This window comes from Actinomyces dentalis DSM 19115 (genome assembly GCF_000429225.1).
Classification (GTDB): domain Bacteria; phylum Actinomycetota; class Actinomycetes; order Actinomycetales; family Actinomycetaceae; genus Actinomyces; species Actinomyces dentalis.
Window position 1 is genome coordinate 50554 of the sequence record NZ_AUBL01000023.1, and the last position, 12139, is coordinate 62692.

The 12139-nt window shown below is 72.7% G+C and carries 9 protein-coding genes and 1 pseudogene; 7 read left to right on the plus strand and 3 right to left on the minus strand.

The annotated features are described in order from the left end of the window. Positions 1–223: 223 nt before the first annotated feature. Positions 224–2323, minus strand: a complete 2100-nt coding sequence (locus G446_RS0106330; RefSeq protein ID WP_026409523.1) for a glucose PTS transporter subunit IIA — start codon at positions 2321–2323, stop codon at positions 224–226. 320 nt (positions 2324–2643) lie between these two features. Here G446_RS0106330 and G446_RS20905 point away from each other — a divergent pair, with 320 nt between their 5' ends. The 4 genes from G446_RS20905 (at position 2644) to G446_RS0106350 (ending at position 7044) form a co-directional block, all read left to right on the plus strand. Then, entirely contained in the window at positions 2644–3495 is an 852-nt protein-coding gene (locus G446_RS20905; RefSeq protein ID WP_245574608.1) for a hypothetical protein, read from the plus strand. Between the two features lie 179 nt (positions 3496–3674). Continuing rightward, positions 3675–5333 carry an ABC-F family ATP-binding cassette domain-containing protein gene (locus G446_RS0106340; protein WP_026409525.1) on the plus strand — a complete coding sequence of 553 codons (1659 nt, stop codon included), beginning with the start codon at positions 3675–3677 and terminating at the stop codon, positions 5331–5333. A gap of 291 nt (positions 5334–5624) precedes the next feature. Beyond that, positions 5625–6026, plus strand: coding sequence for a HesB/IscA family protein (locus tag G446_RS0106345; RefSeq protein ID WP_026409526.1), 402 nt, complete (start codon positions 5625–5627; stop codon positions 6024–6026). Between the two features lie 73 nt (positions 6027–6099). Next, positions 6100–7044, plus strand: coding sequence for an FKBP-type peptidyl-prolyl cis-trans isomerase (locus G446_RS0106350; protein WP_026409527.1), 945 nt, complete (start codon positions 6100–6102; stop codon positions 7042–7044). 285 nt (positions 7045–7329) lie between these two features. Here the strand turns inward: G446_RS0106350 and G446_RS0106355 are convergent, their stop codons facing one another. Next, positions 7330–7953, minus strand: coding sequence for a superoxide dismutase (locus G446_RS0106355; RefSeq protein WP_026409528.1), 624 nt, complete (start codon positions 7951–7953; stop codon positions 7330–7332). 190 nt (positions 7954–8143) lie between these two features. On the opposite strand from G446_RS0106355, the gene G446_RS0106360 reads away from it, so the two are divergent. Further along, the gene (locus G446_RS0106360; RefSeq protein ID WP_026409529.1) at positions 8144–8590 is read left to right on the plus strand and encodes a response regulator; all 447 of its coding nucleotides are present in this window, start codon (positions 8144–8146) and stop codon (positions 8588–8590) included. Positions 8591–8806: 216 nt separating this feature from the next. Here the strand turns inward: G446_RS0106360 and G446_RS0106365 are convergent, their stop codons facing one another. Further along, entirely contained in the window at positions 8807–10576 is a 1770-nt protein-coding gene (locus G446_RS0106365; protein ID WP_051285718.1) for a DEDD exonuclease domain-containing protein, read from the minus strand. Between the two features lie 164 nt (positions 10577–10740). On the opposite strand from G446_RS0106365, the gene G446_RS16350 reads away from it, so the two are divergent. Both G446_RS16350 and G446_RS21310 read left to right on the plus strand, forming a co-directional pair. Beyond that, positions 10741–11670: a lysophospholipid acyltransferase family protein gene (locus G446_RS16350; RefSeq protein WP_051285714.1), complete on the plus strand. Its 930-nt coding sequence runs from the start codon at positions 10741–10743 to the stop codon at positions 11668–11670. A 197-nt stretch (positions 11671–11867) separates the two neighbouring features. Beyond that, positions 11868–12139: pseudogene (locus G446_RS21310) on the plus strand (IS1380 family transposase); the annotation flags it as partial.

Here is a 12139-nt window from a genome sequence, read left to right on the forward strand (position 1 = left end):
TCAATAACCTTCCTGTAGCGCAGATGAAAGGGACGGGTGGAGGACTGAGGGCCGGGGCGCTCACCGGGATTCTCCCAGCCGGATAAAAGGTTTCCCCGGCCGCCGGCTCACTGTCAGCACTGGCGGCCGGGGAAACCGGCGTATACGGCGGTTCCGCCGTCGTCGGGCGGAACCGGGAGGCGGGGTCGGGCACGAGCGGCGTCCGTGCCCAACCCCGCGGGGATCAGCCCTCGGGGGCGGTGACGCGGATGAGCGGGGCGTTGGGGGAGATCTCGCCCTCGGCGATGACCTCCACCGAGGCGAACTTGTCCGTGTTGGTGATGAGCACCGGGGTGGTCAACGAGTAACCGGCGTCCTCAATGGTCTTGCGGTCGACGCGGACCAGCTCCTGACCGGCGGTGACCCGGTCGCCCTGCTTGACCTTGACGTCGAATCCCTTGCCCCCGAGGTTGACGGTGTCCAGGCCGACGTGGATGAGAACCTCCACGCCGCTGTCCAGGGTGATGCCGTAGGCGTGGCCCGAGGCGGGGGCGACGGCGAGCGTGCCGGCGGCCGGGGCGGTCACGACAATGGTCTTGCCGTCGGCGGGCGAGATCCCGGCGCCCTGGCCGACGACGCCGGTGGAGAACACCGGGTCCTCGACCTTGTCCAGGGGCATGACGGTGCCCGCCAGGGGGGCGACGATCTCGGTGACGGCGCCGGGCGCGAGGGCCGGCTTGGGCTCCTCGGCGGGCTTGTCAGCGGGCTCGTCATCGTCGGTCGTAGCAGGAGCGGTAACAGCGGGGGCCGCAGTCGCGTCGGCCTCGACGACGCCCGCCGCGGCGAGCGCCTCGGCCCGCTCCTCCTTGGTGCGGTAGCCGAAGGTGACGATGAGGAAGAAGGATGTGGCGAAGGCCGCGGCAACGGCGATTCCGTAGAGGAACATGGGGTCGAAGACCGGAATGGTCAGCAGCGAAGTGAAGACGAAGGTCCTAATTTGGACGCCACCGCCAATGCCCTCGATAATGCCGCCGACGGCGCAGCCGACGAGCATGAGCGGGTAGATGCGCTTGAAACGCAGGTGGATACCATACAGGCTCGGCTCCGAGATACCGCCGAAGAGTCCCGCGAAGAGGGCGCCGGTGGCGGTCTGACGCATCTCCTTGTCCCTGTCGCGGATGGACCACACGAGGACGGCGGCAGTGGCGCCGAAGCAGGCGAAGTTCCAAGCGCCCATGGGTCCCTGGATGAAGTCGACTCCCTTCGTGGCCGAGTTGTTGGGATCGATGTTCGCCAACATAAGGGCATTGAGCGGCCAGTGCAGGCCCAGCGGCACCAGGAAGGGATAGACCATGGGGATAATGATCGCGAAAACGATCGGGGCATGGGAGTTGAGCCAGAACAGGGCCGTGCCCAGACCGGTGCCGATCCACACGCCCAGGGGGCCGATGAGGAAGGCCGTCACCGGCATCATGATAATGAAGGACAGGAAGGACACGAAGACCATCTGGACATTGTTCGGAATGATCTTGACCAGTCCCTTGTAGACCAGGGCGAGCACCGCGACCATGAGTAGAGGGACGAAGACCTGGCCGCCGTAGGCATTGAGTTGCATGGGCAGGCCGAGGATGTGAGCGGTGCACAGATCGGAGTTGAGGGTGTCATTGTGAACGCAGATGGTGCTCGGATGTTTGCTCAGGTCGAGGAACTCTGGCGTGAGCAGCGCCGTCATGACGGCCGTGCCGACCCAAGGGTCGATCTTGAGCTTCTTGGAGGCGTTGTAGGCCACCATGATCGGCAGGAAGTAGAACACGCTGCGGTACATGGCGTCGACAAACAGCAGTGCCGCCGGCTTATCCATGTTGCTCTCATAGTGAGCCTCAATGATGTGGAAGGTTGCGCAGATGGCCTCGCCCGCGATAATGAGGGAGGCGCCCAGCAGGACCGGCAGCAGCGGGCGGAAGGAGTCGGACAGGTATTCGAAGAAGGCGTCGATGAGAGCGTTCTTGCCGCGCGCCTTGGCCCGGGCCGCAGCCTTGACGTCGGCGTCCGTCTGTCCTCCGGAGCCGGAGGCGCCGCCTCCCGCCGCTTTCATGGCCGGCAGGCTGTTGATCTGCTCGTAGACGCTGGCGACCGCGCCGCCGATGACGATCTGGTAGCGGTCCCCGCCCTGGGGGACCGCGCCCATGACGCCCGGGATCTTCTCGACCGTCGCCTTGTCGATGACGGAGGCGTCGTGCAGCTCGAAGCGGAGTCTGGTCGCGCAGTGGGTGAAGCTGACGATGTTCCCGGGGCCGCCGACGGCTTCCAGGATCGCCTCGGGTGTGGACGTTGTTGTCGCCATGGAGCACCTTTCAAGGATCTCCCGGTCGGGTGCCTGGGGCAGAGGCGCCCGACGCTCTCGAAGTACCGCCCGGGGGTTCGGGCGATGTCTCAGGATAGCCGAGAGAACGCGACAGTGTGTCGAAACGGGGCCGCGTCTTGCCGGATCGCGCCCGCGGGCCCCGCCGGGCCCCACAGCCCCCGTTCTCGACATGGTCCCGGGGCGCCCTCCACAGGGGCCCGGCGGGCGGCCCCGCCGACGGCGGACAGTGGTGCCGGGCGGCGGTCCCGCCGCCCGATCATCCCGGCCCGCAGCGGGCCGACCAAACCCGGGAGGACCCCATGACACCCCGCTCCACCGCCACCTGCAGTCCTGCGAGTCCTGCGCCGATGAGCCTCGCCGCGACGGAGCCCGTCGCGAGTCCCGCTACGGCCGACCCGGCCGCGGCCCCGGTCGCGATGAACCCCATCGCAGCGGACCCCGCCGCGACGACCCCCGGTCGTCGGGCGTCCGGGCCCGACGGCGTCGCCCCGCCCCGGCGAGAGGGCCTGTACGGGCCGCGGGGCTGGAGCGTGCGCGCGGGGGTGCGGCCCCTGCTCGCCGCCTGCCGCGACGATCTGCGCTCCGTCGGGCCGCCCGCCCCCGCCCGCCCCGGCCCGGAGCCGGAGGGCCCCGATTTCGACGCGGGCTTCTGGGGCGATGACGAGGATCTCGGGGGCGACGCCGAGGACCTCGGAGGCGACGCCGAGGGCCCCGTTCTCGACGAGCCCGGGGACGACGCGCCCTTTGACGATTACACGCCCTTCCACGACCTGGGCCCGCAGGCGGCGGCCCGGCTGCTCCAGATCCTGCCCGAGGCGCAGCTGGCGGACCGCCAGAACCTCGCCCCCACCCTGGGGTCGCTGCTGCGGGCCTGCGCGCGCGCCGACGGGCGGGTGCGCCTGTCGGGGTACGCGATCGGCCCGCGCCGCCCCGACGAGCGAGTGACGGTGGAGGCGCTGTGGATCGCCGACCCCGACCTGCTCGACATGGAGGTCCACGACGAGCACGACGAGGGCTGCTGCTGCCGCGTCCTGTGGGACACCGTGCGCGAGCGCTACGGGCTCGACGCCCGGGCCCTGCCGGACGAGATGCGCCCCATGCGCCGCCAGTGGACGCACGGCCAGGTCGGCACCTGGCTGTGGTGGGACTGAACGCGGGCGGGCGGCCGCACCGGCGACCCGACGTCGGGGCATGCGAACGGGCGCGAGCCCGCTGACGACCGGGCCCCGTCAGCCGGCGCCGGGCGGGCGCGCGGGTGTGACCGATGCCCGCCGCCCGGCAAACCCTCCCGCGCCGGGTGGACGGGCGCGGGCCCCGTAGCATGACGGCCGTGATCAACGTCCAGGACCTCTCCGTGCGCATTGGCGCCCGCCGGCTCATCGGCGGCGCCACCTTCCGCGTCGACAAGGGCATGCGGATCGGTCTCGTGGGGCGCAACGGCGCCGGCAAGACCACGACCACCAAGCTGCTCGCCGCCCAGTCCGTGGTCCAGGGCACGAGCCGGGCCGTGGCCGACGCCGACGAGCGCCACGGACTGGAGGCGGTCGAGTTCGAGGGCACCATCACCTGCAACGGCTCCGTCGGCTACCTGCCCCAGGACACCAAGGTCGGGGACCTCGACGAGTCCGCCCGCGACCGGATCCTGTCCGCCCGCGGCATCGACTCCCTGCTGGCCCGCATCCGCAAGGCGGAGGAGCGCATCGCCACCACCGAGGGCGACGCCATGGCCAAGGCCCTGGACCGCTACGCCCGTCTCGACCACGAGTTCACCATGGCGGGCGGCTACGCGGCCGCGTCCGAGGCCGCCCGCATCGCCGCCGCCCTGGGCCTGCCCGACCGCGTCCTCGACCAGCCCATCGGGACCCTTTCGGGCGGGCAGCGCCGGCGCGTCGAACTGGCCCGGGTCCTGTTCCAGCGGCCGGACACGCTCCTGCTCGACGAGCCCACCAACCACCTGGACCACGACTCAGTCCTGTGGCTGCGCGATCACCTGCGCTCCTACTCGGGCGGCTTCATCGTCATCTCCCACGACGTCGAGCTGCTGCGCGACACCGTCAACCAGGTCATGCACCTCGACGCCAGCCGCGGCGTCCTCGACGTCTACCACCTGGGCTGGGACGCCTATCTCAAGCAGCGGGCCGACGACGAGCACCGCCGTCGGCGCGAGCGGGCCAACGCCGAGAAGAAGGCGGCCGCGCTGCGCGCCCAGGGCGAGAAGATGCGGGCCAAGGCCACGAAGGCCGTCGCCGCCCAGCAGATGCTCAAGCGGGCCGACCGGCTCCTGGAGGGGCTGGAGGAGGAGCGGGCCGCGGAGAAGGTCGCCCACCTGCGCTTCCCCGACCCCGCCCCCTGCGGCAGGACCCCGCTGCGCGCGAGCGGCCTGTCCAAGGCCTACGGCTCCCTGGAGGTCTTCGCGGGCGTGGACCTGGCCATCGACCGCGGCAGCCGCGTCGTCGTCCTGGGCCTCAACGGCGCTGGCAAGACGACCCTGCTGCGCCTGCTGGGCGGGGTGGAGGAGCCCGACTCGGGCGAGGTCATCGCGGGCCACGGCCTCAAGATCGGCTACTACGCCCAGGAGCACGAGACGATCGACACCTCCCGGACCGTCGTGGAGAACCTGCGCGGCGCCGCCCCGGGCCTGGACGACACGCAGGTGCGCAGCGTGCTCGGCTCCTTCCTGTTCTCCGGCGCCGATGCCGACAAGCCCGCCCGGGTCCTGTCCGGCGGCGAGAAGACCCGCCTGGCGCTGGCGCTGCTGGTCGTCTCCAGCGCCAACGTCCTGCTGCTGGACGAGCCCACCAACAACCTCGACCCGGCCAGCCGCGAGGAGATCCTTCGGGCGCTGGGGACCTTCGCCGGCGCCGTCGTGCTCGTCACCCACGACGAGGGGGCCGTCGAGGCCCTGGGCCCCGACCGGGTCCTGCTCCTGCCCGACGGCGACGAGGACCTGTGGAGCGAGGACTACCTCGAGCTCGTCACCCTGGCCTGACGGCCCCGCCCGGCGGCGCGGGCCGGCCGCCCGCTTGACGTCTCGCGGGCCGGCCGCCCGGCTCGACCTGTCGGGCGGGGCGGCGCCCCTTCCGCGGGGGAGGCGCCCCGCTTCGCAGTCGAAGGCGTCGGCAGTGCCCGGCGGGCCCTCCCCGCGGGGGAGGCGCGCGGGCGGTGAGTGCCGTCACGCCTGGGCCCGCCGTGCGACGACGTAGGGTGGGAGCAAGTCGTCCCCCGCGGGTGTTCGGCTCGCCGGGACCACGAGGTCCGCACATGACTCAAGGAGAAAGACATGGCACAGACCACTGTGACCGACGCGTCCGCCGACGTCGCCCCCGAGGTCCCCGAGCACGAGGTCCTGCTCACCGAGGCCGCCGCCGCCAAGGTCGCCGGCCTCCTGATCCAGGAGGGGCGCGACGACCTGCGCCTGCGCGTGGCGGTGCAGCCCGGCGGCTGCTCCGGCCTGGTCTACCAGCTCTACTTCGACGAGCGCCTGCTCGACGGCGACGCCGTGCGCGCCTTCCCGACCGGCGACGGCGAGCTCGCCGAGGTCGAGGTCGTCGTCGACCGCATGAGCGTGCCCTACCTGTCGGGCGCCACCATCGACTTCGCGGACACGATCGAGAAGCAGGGCTTCACGATCGACAACCCGAACGCGGTGGGCACCTGCGCCTGCGGCGAGTCCTTCCACTGAGCCGGCCCGCAGGTCCGCACCCGCCGCCACCCGCATCCCCGTCAACCCGCACCCGTTGTCGCAAGGAGACCACGTGCGTCGCGCGCATCTCGTCCTGACCGCCCTGGTCCTGTCCACCGTCCTCGCCCTGACGGGATGCTCCGGAGACTCGAAGTCTCAGGCCTCGGCGACGCCGACTGCCCCGGCGCGCCTCGACTGCTCGAGTCTGACCATTGACACCGACTCGGCCGCGCTGCCGCAGGTCGGCGGCGACGCCGCGGCCCCCTCGCTGACCTGGAGCGGCCAGGGGGCGCCCGCGAACCTGACCGTCAAGACCCTCACCGCGGGCCAGGGCGCCGAGGTGACGCCCGCGAGCTATGTCGTGTCCAACTACGCGGGCTGGCGGTGGGGGGAGCAGACGGTCTTCGACTCCTCCTACGCCAGGGGGGAGCCGCTGACCCTGGCGGCCGCCGACTTCATCGACGGCTGGCGCTGCGGCCTGATCGGGCACCACGTGGGCGACCGGCTCGTCATGGCCATCCCGTCCGAGCTCGCCTACGGGGACAATCCGAGCAACGGGGCCCCGGCGGGCCCGCTCGTCTTCGTCATGGACATTGTGGACGTGCCCACCACCGCCGGCGCCACCATGGAGGGGGAGGCCGATGTGGCGGCCCTGGGCGTGACGGTCTCCGGCGAACTGGGCGCCCCCGCCACGGTCTCGGTGAACCCGGGCACGGCGGAGCCCACCGAGGACAAGATCGTCGTCCTGGCCCGGGGCGCGGGAGAGCCGATCACGGCCCAGGACACCGTGGGCGCCAATATCGCCAGGACCACCTGGGACAATTCCGTTTTCGAGTCCACCTGGGACATCGGCGCGCCCAGCCGGATCACCGTGTCGGCGGCCCCCAATCTGACCGGCCTCGTCGGGGTCCCGGTGGGCTCTCGCGTGGTGATGGTTCAGGCCGCCGGAACCGACGCCAACGGCACGGCCGTCCCCGCCCGCGCCTACGTCATAGACATCGACGCCAAGCTGCGCTGAGCCCCGGGGCGCCGGTGACCGCCTGCGTCACGACATGCGGACGTCGTCCCAAGACGGCGGGCCGTCCCCCGCGTCTCCGGCGGGCCCTCCGAGGTGAAAAATGGCGCCCTGGGAGGATCGTTCCGCTTCGCAGCCGGCAGTTGCCCACAAAGAACCGCGGAATCACGCGGAAACCGATGAGCGCGTCGGATGCGTCGGAGCGAACGATCCTCCCAGGGCGCCAAAAACCGGCGATGGTCGGCGGCGGCCGGGTGCTGGCGAGCGCCGGGCGCCGGCGGTTCGGCGTCAGCGGACGATGAGCCCCGGGGTCCGCGAGGTCGCCGCGGCCAGGCGCTCGCCGGCGTCCTGCCAATTGGCGATGTTCCAGATGGCCTTGACGTAGTCGGCCTTGACATTGAGGTAGTCGAGGTAGAAGGCGTGCTCCCACATGTCGACCTGGAACAGCGGGATGGTGCCCACGGGCACATTGCCCTGCTGGTCGAACATCTGGAAGGTCACGAGGCGCCCGGAGACGGAGTCGTGGGCCAGGACGGCCCAGCCGGAGCCCTGGATGCCCAGTGCGGCCGCGGTGAACTGCGCCTTGAAGGCGTCGAAGGAGCCGAAGGAGTCCTTGATGGCCTCGGCGAGATCGCCCTCGGGCTCACCGCCGCCGTTCGGGGACAGGTTCTTCCAGAAGATCGAGTGGTTGATGTGCCCGCCGAGGTTGAAGGCGAGGTTCTTCTCGTGGAGGTTGATGGCGGCGTGGTCGCCGGCCTCGCGGGCGGCCTGCAGCTTCTCCAGGGCGGCGTTGGCGCCGGTGACGTAGGCGGCGTGGTGGCGGTCGTGGTGGAGCTCCATGATGCGCCCGGAGATGTGGGGCTCGAGCGCGGCGTAGTCGTAGGGGAGCTCGGGGAGCGTGTACACGGACATGTGGCTGCCTTTCGTGAGGGAGGCGGCCGCCGCCTGCGACGGCCGCGATGTCCCGGCAATAGGTTAGGACTGAAGTCCCGGTCGCGATTGATCCTAGGTGCTCATCGGTGGAACCGGAACCGTGACACCGTGCGATTACACTGACCGCAGAACCGCGCTCTGCCGCCCGCCCGCTCGCACCGGAGGATCCATGACCGACCAGCCCGATGACGACGACTACCTCCAGCTCCTCGTCTTCTCCGACGACGCCTCCGTGCGCGAGGAGGTCAAGACCGGCGTCGGACGCCGCCCCGCCAAGGGCCTGCCCCTGGTGGCCTGGACCGACGCCGCCACCGCCGAGGGCGTGCGCCTGGCCATCAAGGACCGCGAGGCCGAGGGCAAGCCGCCCTTCGACGCCCTGGTCCTGGACGCCGAGGCCAAGAAGCTCGGCGGCATGGGCCTGGCCCACGAGCTCTACATCGAGCTCGACGCGCGCCCGCCGGTGGTCCTGCTCACCGCCCGTCCCCAGGACGACTGGCTGGCCGCCTGGGCCAGGGCCGAGGCCGTCGTGCCCCGCCCGCTCGACCCGCTGGCCCTCCAGGAGGGAGTGGCGGGGGCCCTGACCGCCCGGCCGGGGACCGTCGTCCCGGCCGGCTGAGCCGGCCCATCGTGCTCGCCGCGCGGGACCGTCGGGGCCGACGGCGGCGCCGTCATCGGCCGAGAGGGGCTCGCGCTCGCCGCGGGCGGCCGTCGGGGCGGCCGTCGTCCGCGCTCCGGGCCCGCATCATCCGCGGTCTGGATCCGCATTGTCCGCGGCCCGGATCCGCGGTCCGGCCCCGCATTGTCCGCGGCCCGCCCCCGGCCGCCACCGTGGTCAGCCGACGGCGTCGATAATGCGCCGGTGGCGCGCCGCGGCGCCCACGGGCCAGCTCAGGCGCTCCAGCACGCGGGCGGCGCTCTCCTGTCCGCCGTCGACCTCGACGATCCGGGCGCCCGCGTCCAGTGCCCAGTCCGCCAGCAGGAGCGTCTCCTCCACGCCGGCGGCCGCCCCCACCCGCGACGGCGGGGCGACGACCTCGGCGGTCGCCCGCAGCGCCCTCACGGCCGGGCGCGGGTCCGCCCCGGGCGGCGTGATCGCGGAGCCGGCCAGGCGCCCCCAGCGCACGGCCACGAGCTCCCAGCCGCCGCCGGGCCGGCGTCGGGCCGCGATCAGGTGCGGGCAGGCCAGCAGCGGACGGGCCTTCTCCGCCCGGCAGGCGGCCAGGAGCAGGGACCGCAGCCGCGCCGTCCACATCCCCGCCTCCTCGAAGCGCTCGGCGGCGGCGAGGGCGGAGATGCGCTCCAGCAGCGGGAGCGCCACGAGGTCCACCCGCCCCGACAGGGCGAGCCGGACCGCCTCGGCGCCGTCGGGGATCCCGGTCGCGGCGCCGCCGTCGGGGACTTCGGCCTCGGCGCCGTCAGAGACCCCGGCAGTTGCCCCGGTGACGGCGCCCGCGGAAGCCCCGGCGTCACCGGGCCCCGCGGCCGCGGCGCCGCCGTCGGGGATCCCGGCGCTGGCGGGCCCCGCGGTCCGGGCGCCCGGGCCGTCCCAGGGGTGCAGCCCGAGCGCGGACTCCACCGCCCGCCGGGCCTGGGCGAGGGCGGCGCGCGAGGGGAAGGGGCCGACTGCGCCGTCGGCCTGCGCCACGGTCAGCACGGTCGTGGCCGCCAGGCGCGGCCGGGGCCCGCCCACCGGGCGCAGCCAGGGCCGGCTGCGCGGGGAGCGCGAGCGGCGGTTGACCGGGGGATCGAGTTCGGCGATCAGGCGCAGTTCGCGCACCCGAGCCTCGATCTCGGTGGGGGTGGGGATCGCCCGCACCTGCACGGTCGTGTCAAGCATATTCGCTATTCGTGAACGCTTCTCCGCGGCCGTGAAGTAGGAGCGGACCCGCCTGCGCAGGTCGACGGCGCTGCCGACGTAGAGGACCTGGCCGGCGGCGGAGAGGAACTGGTAGACGCCCGGGGAGGAGGGCAGACCGTCGGCCAGGCGGCTCTTGGCCCGGCGCCGCGCGGGGACGGGGTCGGCGGCGGTGGCCAGGTCCTCCAGGTGCGTGACCCCCAGCGGCGCCAGGACCTCCAGGGCCGCGTGCAGGACGTCGACGGTGGCGCGGGCGTCGCCCAGGGCCCGGTGGGCGGGGCGGATGGGCGAGCCCACGAGGGCGGCGAGCGTCCCCAGCTTGTGGTCGGGCACGTCCGCGCGGCTCCAGGCCCGCCGCGCCAGGCCCAGCGTGTCGAGGACCGTCGGCTCGCTCCAGCCCAGCCCGAGCGCCCGCGCGGCGCCGCGCAGGTGGCCGACGTCGAAGCGCGCGTTGTGGGCCACGAGCACGGTGGACTCCCCGTCCAGGCGGGCCCAGGCGAGGAAGGCGGACAGGGCCTCGCCCACCGGCGGGGCGCCGGCGACCATGGCGTTGGTGATGCCGGTGAGGACGGTGATCTGGGCGGGTATGGCGCGGCCAGGGTTCACCAGGGTCGACATTTCGGACTCGACGGCGCCGCCGCGCACCCGCACCGCCCCGATCTCCGTAATGGCGTCGGCGCCGGGCGGCCCGCCGGTGGTCTCCAGGTCGACGACGACGAAGACGACCTCGCTCAGGGGCGTGCCCATCTGGGCGAAGGAGGCCTGCACCCCGGGTCCGGGCGGCGAAGGTGCGGGCGAGACCACGTGGGAAGGTTAGACTCGACGGGGCGACGTTTCCAGCGCCCCTCCCCGCCGCCGCCCCTGGTCGGCGGGGCCGCCCCGATAAGAGCGCACAGAGCACAGGAGGTCCCGTGGGATACCGAGGTATCAAGGCGGCCGTCGGCCCTGCGATGGAGATGCTCTACCAGCCCTGGATCCGGGGCGAGGAGAACATCCCCGACTCGGGGGCGGCGATCCTCGCCTCGAACCACCTGGCCGTCATCGACTCCTTCTTCCTGCCGCTGCTCATCGACCGCGAGGTCGCCTTCATCGGCAAGTCCGACTACTTCACGGGCAAGGGGATCAAGGGGTGGGCCGTCAAGCGCTTCATGACCACCGTCGGCACGATCCCCGTGGACCGCTCGGGCGGGAAGGCCTCCCAGGCGGCCCTGCAGGCCGGCATCGACCGGCTGCGCGCCGGGGAGCTGTTCGGCATCTACCCCGAGGGCACGCGCAGCCCCGACGGGCGCCTCTACCGGGGCAAGACGGGCGTGGCCCGCATCGCCCTGGCCACCGGCGCGCCCGTGATCCCGGTGGCCATGATCGGCTCCAACCTGGCCCAGCCGATCGGCCAGGCCCTGCCCTCGACCCGCCACCGCGTGGGCATCGTCGTCGGCGCGCCCCTGGACTTCTCCCGCTACAAGGGCCTGGAGAACGACCGCTTCGTTCTGCGCTCGATCACCGACGAGATCATGTACTCCCTCATGGCCCTGTCCGGCCAGGAGTACGTCGACCTGTACGCCGCGGACGTGAAGAAGGCCGTGGACGCGGAGAAGAAGTCCGTCGACGAGGTCGTCGCGCAGATGCTCGCCGACCAGGCCGCCAAGCGCCCGGCCGCCGCGCCCGTGGAGGCGCCCGGCGGCCGTCCCGCGCCCGACGTCGAGGTCCCGGTTCCGCCCGAGCCGGAGGAGGCCGAGGCGGGGGATAACGGGGCGCAGGGGGCCGAGGCGGAGGATGCCGAGTCCGCCGAGTCCGCCGACGGCGGCGCCCTTCCTGAGCAGATCGAAGAGGGCGTGGACTGAGCCCTGGCGCTCGGCGGAGGACTCCGCGAGATCGCCGGGTAACCCGCGAACACGTCGGGTAACCGCCGAGCACGTCACTTAACCCGCGAGCACGTCTGCTAGAGGTACGTGCTCGCGGGTTAACCTCGGTTTTTCGTCGTGGGGTGCCGGGGGTGGGGGTGAGGGTGCTCCTCGTCCTGGGATAATGCGGGTTGTCGATGTCCGTGCATGTCCAGGGGAGGGGCACCCTCGTGGTGAATGGTACCGGGTTGTACCCGCAGGCGGGTGTGGAGGCGGGGGAGGGGCCGGCGGGGGGGCCGGCCGGGGCGAGGCTGCTGACCGGGGCGATTCGGGCCGTGGGCCTGGACACCGCGCTGTCGGGGGCCCTGGCGCCCTGGCGCAAGCCCCTGGCGGTGCACGACCCGGGCAAGATCATCGTGGACCTGGCGCTGTGCGCGGCCCTGGGGGGCCGGTGCCTGTCGGACCTGGC

Coding starts and splice junctions, on each gene's coding strand:
- G446_RS0106345 (WP_026409526.1), top strand. CDS start 5,625: ATGGCACAGACCACTGTGACCGACGCGTCCGCCGACGTCGCCCCCGAG.
- G446_RS0106330 (WP_026409523.1), bottom strand. CDS start 2,323: ATGGCGACAACAACGTCCACACCCGAGGCGATCCTGGAAGCCGTCGGC.
- G446_RS0106360 (WP_026409529.1), top strand. CDS start 8,144: ATGACCGACCAGCCCGATGACGACGACTACCTCCAGCTCCTCGTCTTC.
- G446_RS0106355 (WP_026409528.1), bottom strand. CDS start 7,953: ATGTCCGTGTACACGCTCCCCGAGCTCCCCTACGACTACGCCGCGCTC.
- G446_RS0106365 (WP_051285718.1), bottom strand. CDS start 10,576: ATGGGCACGCCCCTGAGCGAGGTCGTCTTCGTCGTCGTCGACCTGGAG.
- G446_RS20905 (WP_245574608.1), top strand. CDS start 2,644: ATGACACCCCGCTCCACCGCCACCTGCAGTCCTGCGAGTCCTGCGCCG.